The following is a 15,105-nucleotide window of genomic DNA, read 5'->3' as shown; positions in this document are numbered from 1 at the left end:
AGTCTGCCGCGGTGGCGTCACATATGCAGGCCCGACGCCGTTAGGGTTGTGACCACGGACGCGCCCCCGAAACGAAGGTGCCATGCCCGCCGAGACCTCTCCCGTCGGCCATCTCGACGACGACGACTACCCCGCCTACACGATGGGGCGGGCCGCCGAGATCCTCGGCATCACCCCCGCCTTCCTCCGGGCCGTCGGCGAGGCGGAGCTGATCACGCCGCTGCGCTCGGAGGGCGGTCACCGCCGGTACTCCAAGGGCCAACTGCGTATCGCCGCCCGGGCCCGTGAACTCGTCGACCAGGGGACCCCCGTCGAGGCGGCCTGCCGCATCATCACGCTGGAGGACCGGCTCGCCGAGGCGCTCCGCGTGAACGAGGAGATGCGCCGGCGGCCGAACGAATAACTGTCACGGCCGCAACAGATTCATGTGCAGGGCGCGGCGAAGTTTTCAGCCCGGTCGCCACCAGAATTCGGGACGACGTAGATCCGCCCACCTACCGTGTGTTACCGTGATAAAAGTTGCAGTTTTGGTTTCCGGAGAATTTCTATGAAGTTCCCCGGCGTCTTTCCGGTCTTCCGGAGGGGAGTCCATCGCGGCGACTCGGGGTCCGTACAGTGCGGGTCCCGGCACTGCCCCCTAGGGAGATTCAATATGGCATCTGGCACCGTGAAGTGGTTCAACGCGGAAAAGGGCTTCGGCTTCATCGAGCAGGACGGCGGCGGCGCCGACGTGTTCGCGCACTACTCGAACATCGCCACCTCCGGCTTCCGCGAGCTTCAGGAAGGCCAGAAGGTTACCTTCGACGTCACGCAGGGCCAGAAGGGCCCGCAGGCCGAGAACATCGTTCCCGCCTGACGCTGACGCGTATCTTCACGGCTGGGGCCCGCACTCTTGGGGTGCGGGCCCTGTCCCATTGTCCCGAAGAATCTGATTGTCCCGAAGAATCTGATTTTCTTCGTTTCTCCCCGGCTCTTTCTTGCGAATTCTCGTGCGGTTTCGCCGCGCCCCGGAGGAATTCCTCGACACGTGCCGCACGCATCGAGGAGGGTTCCGCTCCCATGAACCGCACCCGTCGCACCGGGAACAGCACCGGAAACAACGAGAACAACACGTCCCGTTTCCGCTCCTCCCGTGGAGCGAGCCACCAGCGCTCGCGCCCCGCCGCCCCCGGCGGCGAGTTCACCCTCCCCACCACCGTCACCGAGGCGCTGCCCGCGGTGGAGGACTTCGCCGATCTCGACCTGCCCGAGCGTCTGCAGGCCGCGCTCGTCGCCGAGGGCGTGACCACGCCCTTCCCGATCCAGGCGGCGACCCTGCCGAACTCCCTGGCCGGCCGTGACGTCCTGGGCCGTGGCCGCACCGGCTCGGGCAAGACGCTCGCCTTCGGTCTGCCCCTGCTGGCCCGCCTGGACGGCCGGCGGGCCGAGCCCCGGCATCCGCTCGCCCTGGTCCTCGTACCGACCCGCGAACTGGCCCAGCAGGTCACCGACGCGCTCACGCCCTACGCGCGGGCGCTGCGCCTGCGCGCGGCGACCGTCGTCGGCGGCATGTCGATCGGCCGTCAGGCGTCCGCGCTGCGGGCCGGCGCCGAGGTCCTCGTGGCGACCCCCGGACGGCTCAAGGACCTCATCGAGCGCGGCGACTGCAGCCTGAACCAGGTGACGATGACCGTCCTGGACGAGGCCGACCAGATGACCGACATGGGCTTCATGCCCCAGGTCACCTACCTGCTCGACCAGGTCCGTCCCGACGGCCAGCGGATGCTGTTCTCGGCCACGCTCGACCGCAACATCGACTTGCTGGTGCGCCGCTATCTGCACGACCCGGTGGTCCACTCGGTCGATCCCTCCTCGGGCACCGTCACCACCATGGACCACCATCTCCTGCACGTCCGCGACGACGACAAGCACGCCACCGCCACCGAGATCGCCGCCCGCGACGGCCGCGTGATCATGTTCCTGGACACCAAGCACGCGGCGGAGCGGCTGGCCAAGCACCTGCTGTCGGTGGGTGTACGGGCCTCGGCGCTGCACGGCGGCAAGTCCCAGCCGCAGCGCACCCGGACCCTCGGCCAGTTCAAGGACGGCCAGGTGACGGTCCTGGTGGCCACCAACGTCGCGGCCCGCGGGATCCACGTCGACGACGTCGACCTCGTCGTCAACTTCGACCCGCCCGGCGACCACAAGGACTACCTGCACCGCGGCGGCCGTACGGCACGCGCCGGCGAGTCCGGCACGGTCGTCACCCTGGTCCTGCCGCACCAGCGGCGCGCGATGGACCGTCTGATGTCCGACGCCGGCGTCACCGCGCAGACCACCCGGGTCCGCCCGGGCGAGGCCGAGCTGAACCGCATCACCGGCGCCCGCACACCCTCCGGCGTGCCCGTCGTCCTCCCCGTCCCGGCCACCGCCGAGCAGCCCAAGCGCTCCGGCGCCGGGCGAAGCCGTAGCGGTCGGCCCGCGCGTGGCCGCCGCCGCTCCACGCCCACCAGCCGCTAGCCGTACGACCCACGGACGGGGTCCGGTGGCCGCGCCGCCGGCATCCCCGTCGAGAAGGAGACGAACAGGGCCGCACCCTGGCCGTTCTCACCCTCACGTCCCGACCGCTCCCCGTGGAGGCACCATGCGCATCGTCATCGCACGTTTTCCCTTCGACCTGACCATGAGCGAGGTCGAAAGGTCGATGGAGGGCATCCAGCCCGAACCCGCCACCGGCACGTGTGTGACCGTCGGCCGCCACGTCTACCCGGTCAAGCAGGTCGGCCAGGTGATCACCCGTCAGGACCGCCGCGACTTCACCGCCAACGAGGTGAGCAGGGCCCTGACCCGGCTCGGCTTCACCTGCCACGAGGTCCAGCCGCCCCGCCCGGAGGCCTTCAACGACCCGTCGGCGTCCCTCCCCTGGGCCGACACCCCGCTGGGCTGACCCCGGCCCCCATACACACGGTCAACAGGGCCTCGCCGGCCGGCAGGCCTGGACCAGCGCACTCCGAGTGCCGAGATCGCTCCGTTCCGTTCCCCGCCCCCGCCACCCCGTGCAAGACTGCGGCTCCGCACGGCAGGGCCGCCGTGTGCCACCTGTCCTCGCGTGTCTCCTGTCATCGCTTGAGCGGGGAGCTGCGCGGCGGGACGCTGGGGGCATGGACAGCAGGGGCAGCACACCCGGAGGCACCGTGGACGAACGCGTACCCGAGGACCTCGCGGTCGTCGTCGACGCGGGCGGGACGGTCACGGTGTGGAGCGCCGGGGCGCGGCAGCTGCTCGGATACGAGGCCGAGGAGGTCGTAGGACGTCCCGCGGCCGGACTGCTCGCCGCCGACCTGCCCGAGTCCGCGCGGCGCCATGTGGCCGTGGGCCGGCGCTGGGCCACCGAGGTGGCGCTGCGGCACCGGGACGGCGGCCGTGTCGTCGTACGGCTGATGGGGACACCGCTCGCGGACGGCGACGGCGGGCGGCCGTGGCTGGTGACCGCCGCCGCCCCCCAGCATGTGGCCGGGCCCGTCGAACCGGAGGCGGAGGCCCTGTGGGACCTCACGCTCGCGCAGCTGCCCGTGCCGGTGGCGGTCTACGACCATGAGGCCCGGCTGGTGTCGGCCAACGAGACCATGACCCAGGTGATGGGCCGCAGCGTCGCCGAGATGCGCGGTCTGACCCTGTGGGAGATAGAGCCGAACCCGCCCTTCGACGAGTACGACCGCCTCCAGCGGCAGGTCCTGCGCACCGGCGAGCCGGTCTTCCACGAGAACTTCGGGCAGGCACCCGGCGAGGTCCGGGGCCACGCCTGGTCGATGTTCCTCTCGCCGCTGAAGGACGAGAGCGGTGCGGTGCGGGGCGTGTCCGCGGCCGTCTTCGACACCACGGAGCAGTACTGGGCCCGCCGTCGCCTCGCCATCCTCAACGACGCCAGCCTCCGCATCGGCAGCACACTGGACGTGACCCGGACCGCCGACGAGCTGGCCGAGGTGGCGGTCACGGGCTTCGCGGACTTCGTCACCGTGGACCTGCTGGAGTCGGTGACGCTCGGCGAGGAACCGGAACCGGTGCCGCCGAACCGGCCGGTCACCCTGCGCCGTACGGCCCAGCGGTCGGTCCTCGCCGGCTGCCCCGAGTCGGTGGTCCCGGTCGGCGGGACGACGTTCTACCCGGTGGACACACCCCCGATGCGGGCCCTGGTCGCAGGCCGCGGCACCCTGACGTCGTCCGGGGACCCCGGGATGCAGAGATGGATAGAGTCCTCCCGGGGCCGTGCCGAGGCCGTGACCAAGCACATGATCCACTCGGTGATGATGGTGCCGCTGCGCGCCCGTGGGGTCACCCTGGGCCTGGTGCACTTCCTGCGGCACCGTACGGCGGAGTCCTTCAGCGAGGACGACCGGCTGCTCGCGGAGGAGATCGTCGCGAGGGCCGCGGTGAGCGTGGACAACGCCCGCCGCTACACCCACGAACGCCGCACCGCGCTCACCCTCCAGCGCAGCCTCCTCCCCGACCGCCCGCCGGACCTGGCGGCCATGCAGGTGGCGTACCGCTATCTCCCGGCGGGCTCGGGCGCGGACGTCGGCGGGGACTGGTTCGACGTCATCCCGCTGTCCGGCGCCCGGGTCGCCCTGGTCGTGGGCGACGTGGTGGGCCACGGCATCCACGCCTCGGCGACGATGGGCCGCCTGCGGACGGCCGTACGGACCCTCGCGGACGTGGACCTCGCCCCCGACGAGCTCCTCACCCAGCTCGACGACCTGGTCGTCAGGCTCGACCGGGAGGAAGGGCCGGGGACCGGCGGGCGCGAGGATGCCCCGACGCCGGGCGAGGTGGGGGCCACCTGCCTGTACGCGGTCTACGACCCGGTCTCCCGCCGCTGCACGATGGCCCGCGCCGGCCACCCCCCGCCGGCCGTGGTCACCCCCGACGGCGAGGTCCGCTTCCTGAACCTCCCGACCGGACCCCCGCTCGGCCTGGGCGGTCTGCCGTTCGAGTCCGTCGAGGTGGAACTGGCCGAGGGCAGCCTCCTCGCCCTCTACACCGACGGCCTGGTCGAGACGGCCGACCGTGACATCGAGGTCGGCCTGAACCTGCTGCGCGGGGCGCTCGCCGACAAGGCGGGCCCTCTGGAGGAGACCTGCGACCGGGTCCTGCGGACCGTCCTGCCGGCCCGCCCCGCCGACGACATCGTGCTGATGCTGGCCCGCACGTCGGCCCTGGACACCGCGAGGGTCCGCACCTGGGAGCTCCCGCGCGACCCGGCGGCGGTGGCGCGGGCGCGGAAGTCGGCGAGCGAGCAGGTGACGGCGTGGGGGCTGGACGACGCGGCCTTCGCGACGGAACTGATCGTCAGCGAGCTGGTCACCAACGCCGTCCGCTACGGCGACGACCCGGTCGTCCTCCGGCTGATCCGGGACTCGACGCTGATCTGCGAGGTGTCCGACGGCAGCAGTACGGCTCCGCATCTGCGGCGGGCGCGGGTGTTCGACGAGGGGGGGCGGGGGCTGCTGCTGGTCGCGCAGATGGCGGAGCGGTGGGGGAGCCGGCAGACGGCCACGGGGAAGACGATCTGGGCGGAGCTGGGGTTACCGGTCGATTAGGTTGCCCGGGTTGCCCGATGCGCACGGGACGGCAAACGGAACTCTGGATTCACCCGCCTGTGCGACGATGCGCCCGTGAACGCACCCTCCAGCCCTACCTCAGGCGGACCCCCTACGACCCCCGCCGCCAAGTCCCCTGGTTTCGCAGCGGAGTTCAAGGACGCCGTGACGTTCAGGGCCTTCGGCCTGGTTCTCGGCGGTCTGCTGGTCCAACTGGCCTTCGTCGTCTCCTACGTCGGCGCCTTCCACTCCCCCACCCCCCAGCGGATCCCCGTGGCCGTGGTCGCCCCCCAACAGGCGTCCACGAAGATCGTCGCCCAGCTGAACGCCCTGGACGGCGACCCGGTGAAGGCGACGGCGGCTTCCAGTACGGCTGTTGCCCGCGAGTGGGTCCTGACCCGCCGTACGGACGCGGCCTTCCTCTTCGACGCGGCGGGCACCCATGACACCCTGCTCGTCGCCTCGGCGGGCGGCCCGTCGGTCTCCCAGACGGCGACCCAGATCGCCCAGAAGATCGAGGCGTCGGAGAAACGCCGGATCACGGTGACGGACATCCGTGCCCCCAACTCCGGCGACGGCCGCGGCATGACCTCCTTCTACCTGGTCCTGGGCTGGGTGATCGGCGGCTACCTCACCGCGACGATCATGGGCATGGCGTCCGGCTCCCGCCCGGCGAACCGCCCGCGCACCCTGATCCGCCTCGCGGTCCTGATCCCGTACGCGGTGGTGTCGGGCGTGGCCGGAGCGGTGATCGTGGGTCCGGTGTTCGACGCGCTGGGCGGCCACTTCTGGGCACTGAGCGCGATCGGAGCCCTCACGGTCATGGCCTCGGCGGCGACCGCGCTGGCGCTGCAGACCCTGCTGGGCCTGCTCGGCACGGGACTGGTCGTCCTGCTGTTCGTGGTCCTCGGCAACCCGAGCTCGGGCGGCGTCTACCCGGCGCCCCTGCTCCCCGCCTTCTGGAGCGCCATCGGCCAGGCACTGCCGCCGGGCGCGGGGACCACGCTGGTCCGCAACACGGTGTACTTCTCCGGGCATGCGACGAGTTCGGCGCTGTGGGTGCTGGGGGCGTACGCGGTCGGGGGAGCGGTCTTGGCGTGGGGGGCGTCCTGGTGGCGGGAAGGCCGGGGGGCGGACTCGGGGGCGGAGGCGTCGGTGGCGGTCTGACGGGGCGGCAGGACGGCACGCGGTTCGCTCCTCGGCCGTCGGGTCAGTGGTGCCGCCCGTGCTGTCCCGATCCCCTGGTGACGAGTCCACCGCGCTGTACGGATCGCGGACAGTAGGTTGAATCCAGCGGGATCGGGCCCGCGACTCAGTGTCCGGGAGGTGCTTCGTGACGGCCGAGATGGTGGCCCCGGCGTGGATGCATGAGCAGATCACGGCGGAGGAGTACGAGTCCTGGTCCGAGGAGCAGTGCGCCGGCATCGAGATCGTGGACGGCATGGTCGTCGTGAGTCCGAGCGCGTCCAAGCGGCACCACCGGCCGGCCCGGATTCTGGCGAACGCCCTGGATGCCGCCGCGGGCCCGGAGTGGAACGCCGACACCGCCTTCGATGTCCGTCTTCAGGACGTCCCGCTCACCAATCGCCGCCCGGACGTCGTCGTGTACCGCGCGGACACGATCGACATCACCCCGACCCGACCCGAGCACGTGCTGCTGGTCGCGGAGGTGGTGTCGCCGGGCTCGGAGACCACCGACCGGATCGTGAAGGTCGACCAGTACGCCAAGGCAGGCATCGGCTTCTACTGGCGGATCGAGCAGGCCGCGACGGGCGTCCCTCTCGTGTACACCTACGTTCTCGACCCCGCGACGCAGACCTACCGGGACGGAGACGTGTTCACCGGCGTCCTCAAGGCAGCGGCCCCCTTCCCGGTGGAGATCGACCTCGGGCAGGTCTGAGCCTCGAACCCGTCCGGGGTGTGAGGAGACCGGCTACACCTCGTCCGTGGCGAACAGTTCGAGGTGGCCGCACTTGGGGCAGCGGAACGCCGCTATCTGCCGCCGGGGGCGGCCCATCCGCTTGGCGCCCCCGAAGATCCCCCGCTCCAACGCGCCCTCGACCCAACGCGCGTACCCGCGCGAGTGGTCACCGGTGTCCTCGATGAAACCGTCCGTCAGACCGACGGTGCCGCAGTGGGTGCATGTGTAGTTGTTCACCCCGCGAGTGTAGGAAACGGCCCCCTACGTCACCGCAAGGGCCGGCGCCGGCGTCGGCACCTTCCCCGTCCGCGCCCTCCGCAGGAACGGCTTCTCGACGGCGTAGTACGACAGCAGGGCCATGAGCAGTGTCAGCACCACCGTCGCCGCCAGCCGCCCCTCCTGCACACCGAGGGAGGCCAGGAGCCGTACGACCGGGTAGTGCCAGAGGTAGATGCCGTAGCTCAGGTTGCGGCCCACCCAGGCCAGCGGGGTCAGGGCCAGCAGGCGGGCCATGCGGGCCTCGGGGCGTAGTTCGAGCGCCATGACCAGGATGGCGGACAGGGCCGCCACCGCGAGGAAGCCGACCGTGTACCACGCGGCCGTCCAGGCGCCGAGGTCCTCCGTCACCGGTACCTGCCAGGCGACCAGGCCGAGCAGGGCGAGCGCCGGCCACGCGAGGCGGCCGGACCAGGTGCGCAGCAGGGCCAGGCGGGGGTCGTCGGACCGCAGGCGTGCCAGGGCCACGGCGACCAGGGCGCCGGCCAGCAGCTGGTCGGCGCGGGTGTCGGTGCCGTTGTAGATGCGGTGGGCCGCCTCCGGGTTCCACAGGACGCAGCGCCACAGCAGTGGCAGCACGCACAGGGCCGCCGTGCACAGGAGGACCGTACGGGCCCGGAACCGTCGGAGGACGAAGAGCAGGGCGAGCGGCCACAGCAGGTAGAACTGCTCCTCCACGCCCAGCGACCAGGTGTGCGCGAGCGGGCTGGTGAGGTCGGAGTAGGGGCCGGACTCCATGGCCCGTACGACATTGGTGAGGAAGGCGGCCGACAGGCCCGCGGCCTGGAGCGAGCCGTCGAAGCCCCACAGGGAGGTCGTCGACGCCAGCAGCACGCAGACGGCGCACAGGGCCAGCAGCGCGGGGACCAGCCGCAGCCAGCGGCGCCGGTAGAAGGACATGAGGGAGATGCCGCCGCGGCGGACGTACTCGGCGAGCAGGAGGCGGGTGATGACGAACCCGCTGATGGTGAAGAAGACGTCCACGGCGACCGCGCCGCCCGGCAGCACGTCGGGCTCCACGTGGTGGACGATGACCAGCGCGACGGCGAGGGTGCGCAGTCCGTCCAGTCCGCTCACCCGGCCGGTGCGGGACACCGCGGACGGAAAACCCCGGCTCGCACGGGGTGCGACCGGGGCTGGAGGTCTGCCGGCGGCGACCGCCGTGTCCGCTCCTTCCTGCTCCTCTTCCGCCACGGCCGTCGAGTCCGGTGCCTTCGCCATGAAAGAGATCTCTTCTCACCTGCCCGCTGAATCGAGTAATCCCGGTGCGCCTAACCGGAAATCACGCTCGCATGCCTGTCTGGGCGTGGGCTGTGAGGATGAATGGCGTATGCATGAATGACGTGTTCATGACAAGAGAACTCGGTGACCAAAAAGACTGAGCCCCCTGGCCGACGCGTGCGGCGCGGGCCAGGGAGGCGGCCCGACCCAGAAGCGCGTCCGAACGAGCTAGGCCGCCTCGGGTCGCGGGAAGTCCTCGTCCTCGTCCTCCCCGAAGTCCGGGGCCTGGAACGGGTTCGTGGTGGGAGGCGGCAGAGCCACGGGGGTGCGCTGGGGCTGCCCTTCCGGAGCGGAGAACAGCGAGGTCAGATCGATGAGAGAGGGTCCTTTCTCCTACAGCTTGGTCATCTTGGAGTACGGACTCAGGATCCGCATCTGCGACGAGCCGAAATCCACGAGCACGGCGATTCCGTCCTCGACGCCGATCACCCGGCCGAGACCGTACATGTCGTGGGTGACCTGGTCGCCGACGGCGAAGTGCTTGGGTGCGGGGGCGACCGGGGCTTTGAAGGGACTGGTGGGCAAATGACGCTTCGGTGCAGCAGGCTTTGTCATCCTCCTCAGTATGCGCCTACGGCGGCCCCGCCCGCTCCGTCTGTCCAGGTCCCGATTCGAACACGGACGGGCTACGGACCGCGGACGCGTCGCGGAGACGACCGTGCGGCTCACGGATCAGGAAGTCGGTAAGCACCCCTTCCCGCCTATACCTTTCGTCCCAGCCGTGCCGTCCCACTCGTGCCCGATGCCGGATCACCGTGCCGGAGTCCTGCTGTCCCATGTGAGGCATGTCACGAGTTCTGTCTCCGTCGGGCGATCCAGGCGCCGTACGAGCCGACGGCCCCCTCATCCCCGTACGCTGCCCATCTCCGCCATGAACCCCGTCGGGTTGCTGTCGAACCCCCGGATCAGCTCCTTGAGACGCCATGCCCCGGACGCGTCCCTGGTGAACTCCGCGATGGTCGCGGCCGTGGCGTCCGCGACGCCCGCGAAGTCGTCGGCCAGCAGCCGGCGGTAGCCCTCGACGACGAGCACCCCGGCGTGGGAGAGGTCGCCGAAGGTGCGGGGGCCGCCGGTCTGGTGGATGGCGACGCCGACCACCACCCGCCCGTAGGCGGAGGACAGGCGCTCGAACTCCAGCTCCATCACCTCGACGAACCCGAGGCCCAGGCCGGTCTCGCTGTGCCGGGTCATGGTGATGGTGCCGTCCGGCGAGCGGCTCTCGGTGTGCACGACGTACTCCGGCCGCCCGTACGGGTCGCCGACCGCGTAGGTCGCGGCGACGATGTCGAGATGCCGGGCCGGTTCCCCGTAGGGGCTCGGGTCCCACCTGAGCCGCACCTGGACCTTGCCGAGACCCACACCGTCGCCATGCATCAGACCGCTCCCCGTCAGAGTTCCCCCGGGACCCTCCCGCTTGCTGAAGTATGTGCTCCGATCAGCCTCTTGACGCCTCACTGACGGTTATCTCCTGGTCAGATCTCGACCAGGAGGCCGTCAGCCGGCCGCCGCCCCCGACCTGCGCCAGAGGTCGGTCGTCTCCTCGGCGGCACCGGGCGCGACGAGCAGCAACGGCTGGTTGTGGGACGGCAGTTCCGGCAGTGCCACCGCTCCCGCCTCCTGGGCGATCAGCAGTGCGGGGAGTCCGTCGACCGCGTGGAAGGAGCCGATCGCGGCCGCGGTCGCCCGGCCCGCCGCGACCTGCGCGAGGGAGAGGGCCGTGGAGCCCATCACGCGCACCGTGCAGTGCCGGTCGGCGAGTCCGGCGAGCAGGACGTCCATGCCGGGCCAGTGGGCGTGCGCCGCCCACTCGGTGAGGAAGACATGGCCGGTGAGGGTGGTGTGGGCGGCCGCGTGGACCCGGGTGCCGTTCAGATACGCCCCCCTGCCCCGGACCGCGGTGAACGTCTCGCCGCGCCACGGGTCCGCCACCACGCCGAGCAGCGGGGTGCCGTCGGCGGCGGCCAGGCCCAGCGAGAAGGAGCACCAGCCCAGTCCGTGGGCGTAGTTGGTGGTGCCGTCGACCGGGTCGATCACCCAGTGCGGGGCGCCGGCGGAGCCCTCCGTCGTGCCGTACTCCTCGCCGACGATCCCGTGGTCCGGGAAGGCCCGCCCGAGCACCTCGCGGGTGTGCGTCTCCACCGCCTCGTCGGTGGCGGTCACGATGTCCGCGGGGCCGTCCTTCTCCCGCACCTCGGCCCCCGGGTCCCGCGGGCGCCGGATCGCCTCCGACGCCCACGCCGCGAGTTCCTTCGCGACCTCCAGCGCCCGGTCGAGATCCACGTCAGCCATGTCCGTCACCCTACGGGCACGGGCCCGGCGGCCGGCGACCTCCCGGTGAATCCCGCATGGCTCCTGCCCCACCGCGAAGCCCCGCCCCTCACGCCGTCTCCTGCCCGCTCACCGACGGCTGCAACGGCAACGCGGATCTCACCTCGAAGCCGCCCTCGGGCCGCGGCCCCGCCCGCAGTTCGCCGCCGATGGAGTGAGCGCGTTCGCGCATGCCCATGACGCCGAAGCCCTTCACGGGCTCGGAGACGGCCGCGGTGGGCGAGCCCTCGTCGGTGACCGTGATGAGCAGGCGGGTGCCGGAGTAGACGAAGCGGACGTGCGCGGTCTGGGTGGCCGCGTGCTTGGTGACGTTGGTGAGCGCCTCCTGCACGATCCGGAAGGCCGTCAGGTCCACGCCCGGTGACAGGGGCTGCGGCTCTCCCTCCGTGGCGACGGTGACGGTGATGCCCGCGGAGGCGCACGAGGAGACCAGTTCGGGCAGCCTCGCGAGACCGGGGGCCGGTTCGGGGGGTGCGGAGCCCTCGTCGTCGGTCTGCCGCAGCAGGCCCAGCGTGGCCTTCAGCTCACGCAGCGCGGAGGAGGTCGTGCCGGTGAGGTCGTGGAGGATCTGCTGGGTCTGCGGCGGATTGACCAGCGCGAGGTGCTCGGCGGTGCCGGCCTGGGCGTTGGCGAGGGCCAGGTGGTGGGCGACGACGTCGTGCAGCTCGCGGGCGATCCGCATGCGTTCCTCGGTGACCCGGAGCCGCGCCTCCTCCTCCCGGGTGCGTTCGGCGTGCTCGGCGCGGGCCTGGGTGGCCTCGAGATAGGCCCGCCGCAGCCGGGTCATGGTGCCGGCGGCCAGCGGCAGCAGCAGCCAGAAGACCGGGCCGATGGTTCTCAGGATCAGCGACACATGGTCCATGGAGTCGCCGAAGGCCGCCGCGAGCGTCAGCACCAGCATGGTCGTGAAGCCGTAGACGCGGATGACGGGGCGCTCGGCGAGGGTGGCCAGCCAGTACAGCGACACCATGACGGGTCCGAGCAGCAGGGGGGTGAGGAGGTACCCCTCCGCGATCACGACCGTGGCGCAGACCGCGTTCACCACGACGGTGCTGCGCGGGTGGGTGCGGTGCTTGAGCAGGGCGAGGCAGGACACGCCCATGAGGATCACGGCGATCCGGTCGTCGTCCGGCGGCTCGGCGCCCGGGAGCGTGAGCGAGGCGCCGAGGGTCGCGGAGCCCATCAGCGCCATGACCACCGCCAGGTCGATGAGGAAGGGATGACGGTCCGAGAACCCTTCCAGGCGGTCCGTGTAGCGCCGTTCCGGGCTGGTGGTCATCGTGTCTTCTCCGGTGGCTGGGCAGGGACCCATGGTGAGGGAACGGGGCCGCCCGTGCCGTACGACACGGGCGGCCCCTGGTGGGGGGATCAGACGTGTGCGGCCTCCCGGTCGGCGGGGGCGGGCTCGGGGGTGTCGGCGCCCCTGGTGAGCGCCTCGCCCTCCACGTCCACCCGGGGCAGGATCCGGTCCAGCCACTTCGGCAGCCACCAGGCCTTGTCGCCGAGCAGGGCGAGTACGGCCGGCACGATGGCCATCCGGACCACGAAGGCGTCGAGCAGGACGGCGGAGGCGAGGCCGAAGCCGATCATCTTGATCATGGAGTCGCTCTCGCCGATGAACCCGGCGAAGACCGCGATCATGATCAGCGCGGCGGCCACGACCACCCGGGCGCTGTGCCGGAATCCGGAGGTGACGGCCTGGTGGGACGTCTCGCCGTGGACGTACGCCTCACGCATCCGCGAGAGGAGGAACACCTCGTAGTCCATGGCGAGGCCGAAGACGATGCCCACCAGGAAGATCGGCATCAGGCTCATGATCGGGCCGGTGGTCTCCACGCCCAGCAGTCCGGCGCCGTGCCCCTCCTGGAAGACCACGACGACCGCGCCGAGGGAGGCCAGGACGGAGAGCAGGAAGCCGAGAGCCGCCTTCAGCGGGACGAGCAGGGACCGGAAGACCACCAGCAGCAGCACGATCGCGAGGCCCACCACGACGGTCAGATACGGCACCAGCGCGGACTGCACCTTCTCCGAGATGTCGATGTTCAGCGCGGTGGTGCCGGTGACCTCGTAGGTCGCGCCGGTCTCGGACTCGATGCCGGGGCGCTCGCCGCGGATGGCCGTGACGAGGTCCTTGGTCTTCTCGTCGGTCGGCGCGGTGGACGGCACGACCGAGAAGACCGCGGTGTCGCCGGCCGCGTTGAAGCGGGCCGGGGAGACGGACACGATGCCCTTCGTCGCACCGATGTCCTTGGAGATCGCCGCCGCGGCCGCCTTCGCGTCGTCGTCGCCCTTCGCGTCCACCACGACGGTCAGCGGACCGTTGAAGCCCGGGCCGAAGCCCTCGGCGAGCGCGTCGTAGGCCCGGCGCTCGGTGGTGGAGGTCGGCTTGGCCTCGTCGCCGGGCATGCCCAGCTGGAGGGAGGTCATCGGCAGGGCGAGGGCACCCAGGGCGACCACGCCGAGGATCAGTACGGGCAGCGGGCGGCGCAGCACGAACCGGGCCCAGCGGGTGCCGCCGTTGTCCTTGGACGCTTCCTCGACCCGGCCTTGCTTGCGGTCCTTGCGGCGCAGCACCGCGTTCGGCCAGAAGCCGAGGAACGCCGGGACCAGGGTCAGCGCGATCAGTACGGCGACGACGACCGCGCCCGCCGCGGCCAGGCCCATCTTGGTGAGCATCGGGATGCCGACCACCGCAAGCCCGGCGAGGGCGATGACGACGGTGAGACCCGCGAAGACGACCGCGGAACCGGCCGTGCCGACCGCGAGGGCCGTCGCCTCCTGGGGTGCCCTGCCCCTGGCGCGTTCCTCCCGGTACCGGGAGACGACGAACAGGGCGTAGTCGATGCCGACGGCGAGCCCCAGCATCATCGCGAGAGTGCCGGTGGTGGTGGACAGGCCGAGGGCGTCGGAGAGGGCGAGGATCGTGGCCATGCTGACGCCGACGCCGATGAGCGCGGTCAGGAGGGGAAGTCCGGCCGCGGCCAGTGAGCCGAAGGTGACGAGGAGGACGACCGCGGCGATCGCGACACCGATCAGCTCGGCCGAACCGCCCGCGCCACCGCCGTCGGCCATGGCGGAGCCGCCCGCGTCGACGGCCAGCCCGGTGTCCCGGGCCTCCTCGAGCGCGTGCTCCAGCTGCTCCTTGCTGGCGTCGGTGAGGTCGTCGGCGGCGACCTTGTAGGTGACGGTCGCGTACGCCGTCGTACCGTCCTTGCTCACGGCCTTCGCCTGGAACGGGTTCACGGCGCTCGCGACCTGCGAGCCGTCGGCCAGGTCGGCGACGGTGTCCTCGACGGCCTTCCGGTGGTCGGCGGCGGTGACCTTCTGCCCCTTCGGCGCGACGAAGACGACCCTCGCGGTCGCGCCGTCGGCCGTGGCGCCCGGGAAGCGCTGTTCCATCAGGTCGAACGCCTTCTGGGACTCGATGCCCGGCATGGAGAACCCCTCGTCGGCGGCGCCGGGCGCCTTCAGGGCTCCCAGTCCGACGGCGGCCAGGACGGCCGCCCAGACCAGGGCGACGTACCAGCGTCGCCGGAAGGCAAGGCGGCCCACGCGATAAAGGAAAGTAGCCACGGCGGGGGTCTCCACATCTGGTGCCGGACGGTCCGTCCAGACTGGCCGGACGACACCCGCCGAGTCGTCGTGCGCCTGCCGACAATCCCCGCTACTGAGAACGCAGTACGCGGCGGCCCCCGCGTCCACCTCCGGGACTACGGCCTTTTC

At 71.5% G+C, this 15,105-nt stretch carries 14 protein-coding genes; 7 read left to right on the top strand and 7 right to left on the bottom strand.

Annotated features, from left to right (window positions below):
* Positions 1 to 82: 82 nt before the first annotated feature.
* The 7 genes from ACIBJB_RS18235 to ACIBJB_RS18205 all read left to right on the top strand — a co-directional run bounded on the left by ACIBJB_RS18235 (position 83) and on the right by ACIBJB_RS18205 (position 7,476).
* Positions 83 to 403, top strand: coding sequence for a MerR family transcriptional regulator (locus tag ACIBJB_RS18235; RefSeq protein WP_398931595.1), 321 nt, complete (start codon positions 83 to 85; stop codon positions 401 to 403).
* 249 nt (positions 404 to 652) lie between these two features.
* Positions 653 to 856, top strand: coding sequence for a cold-shock protein (locus ACIBJB_RS18230; protein WP_007383480.1), 204 nt, complete (start codon positions 653 to 655; stop codon positions 854 to 856).
* A 203-nt stretch (positions 857 to 1,059) separates the two neighbouring features.
* The gene (locus tag ACIBJB_RS18225) at positions 1,060 to 2,499 is read left to right on the top strand and encodes a DEAD/DEAH box helicase (protein WP_398931593.1); all 1,440 of its coding nucleotides are present in this window, start codon (positions 1,060 to 1,062) and stop codon (positions 2,497 to 2,499) included.
* 124 nt (positions 2,500 to 2,623) lie between these two features.
* Positions 2,624 to 2,926, top strand: coding sequence for an SCO5918 family protein (locus ACIBJB_RS18220; RefSeq protein ID WP_398931591.1), 303 nt, complete (start codon positions 2,624 to 2,626; stop codon positions 2,924 to 2,926).
* A 214-nt stretch (positions 2,927 to 3,140) separates the two neighbouring features.
* Complete coding sequence (locus ACIBJB_RS18215; RefSeq protein WP_398931588.1) at positions 3,141 to 5,576, top strand: SpoIIE family protein phosphatase; 2,436 nt, start codon at positions 3,141 to 3,143, stop codon at positions 5,574 to 5,576.
* Positions 5,577 to 5,741: 165 nt separating this feature from the next.
* Complete coding sequence (locus ACIBJB_RS18210) at positions 5,742 to 6,743, top strand: DUF3533 domain-containing protein (RefSeq protein ID WP_398931586.1); 1,002 nt, start codon at positions 5,742 to 5,744, stop codon at positions 6,741 to 6,743.
* A 166-nt stretch (positions 6,744 to 6,909) separates the two neighbouring features.
* Complete coding sequence (locus ACIBJB_RS18205; RefSeq protein WP_398931584.1) at positions 6,910 to 7,476, top strand: Uma2 family endonuclease; 567 nt, start codon at positions 6,910 to 6,912, stop codon at positions 7,474 to 7,476.
* A gap of 33 nt (positions 7,477 to 7,509) precedes the next feature.
* Here ACIBJB_RS18205 and ACIBJB_RS18200 read toward each other — a convergent pair whose 3' ends face one another.
* From ACIBJB_RS18200 to ACIBJB_RS18170, 7 genes are all read right to left on the bottom strand, one after another.
* Positions 7,510 to 7,734, bottom strand: a complete 225-nt coding sequence (locus tag ACIBJB_RS18200; protein ID WP_398931582.1) for a hypothetical protein — start codon at positions 7,732 to 7,734, stop codon at positions 7,510 to 7,512.
* 24 nt (positions 7,735 to 7,758) lie between these two features.
* Complete coding sequence (locus ACIBJB_RS18195) at positions 7,759 to 8,994, bottom strand: acyltransferase family protein (RefSeq protein ID WP_398931580.1); 1,236 nt, start codon at positions 8,992 to 8,994, stop codon at positions 7,759 to 7,761.
* Positions 8,995 to 9,387: 393 nt separating this feature from the next.
* Positions 9,388 to 9,609 (bottom strand): hypothetical protein, encoded by a 222-nt coding sequence (locus tag ACIBJB_RS18190; RefSeq protein ID WP_037706913.1) that lies wholly within the window; start codon positions 9,607 to 9,609, stop codon positions 9,388 to 9,390.
* 288 nt (positions 9,610 to 9,897) lie between these two features.
* Positions 9,898 to 10,428 (bottom strand): TerD family protein, encoded by a 531-nt coding sequence (locus tag ACIBJB_RS18185; RefSeq protein WP_398931578.1) that lies wholly within the window; start codon positions 10,426 to 10,428, stop codon positions 9,898 to 9,900.
* A 120-nt stretch (positions 10,429 to 10,548) separates the two neighbouring features.
* A complete protein-coding gene (locus tag ACIBJB_RS18180) occupies positions 10,549 to 11,352 on the bottom strand; it encodes an inositol monophosphatase family protein (protein WP_398931576.1) in 804 nt (267 codons plus the stop codon).
* A gap of 79 nt (positions 11,353 to 11,431) precedes the next feature.
* A complete protein-coding gene (locus tag ACIBJB_RS18175; RefSeq protein WP_398931574.1) occupies positions 11,432 to 12,661 on the bottom strand; it encodes a sensor histidine kinase in 1,230 nt (409 codons plus the stop codon).
* A gap of 89 nt (positions 12,662 to 12,750) precedes the next feature.
* Positions 12,751 to 14,955 (bottom strand): MMPL family transporter, encoded by a 2,205-nt coding sequence (locus ACIBJB_RS18170; RefSeq protein ID WP_398931572.1) that lies wholly within the window; start codon positions 14,953 to 14,955, stop codon positions 12,751 to 12,753.
* Positions 14,956 to 15,105 lie beyond the last annotated feature (150 nt).

This window comes from Streptomyces sp. NPDC050759 (assembly GCF_044456945.1).
GTDB lineage: Bacteria > Actinomycetota > Actinomycetes > Streptomycetales > Streptomycetaceae > Streptomyces.
Note: the sequence above shows the minus strand (reverse complement) of the source record. Positions and strands in the feature narration are given on the sequence as shown.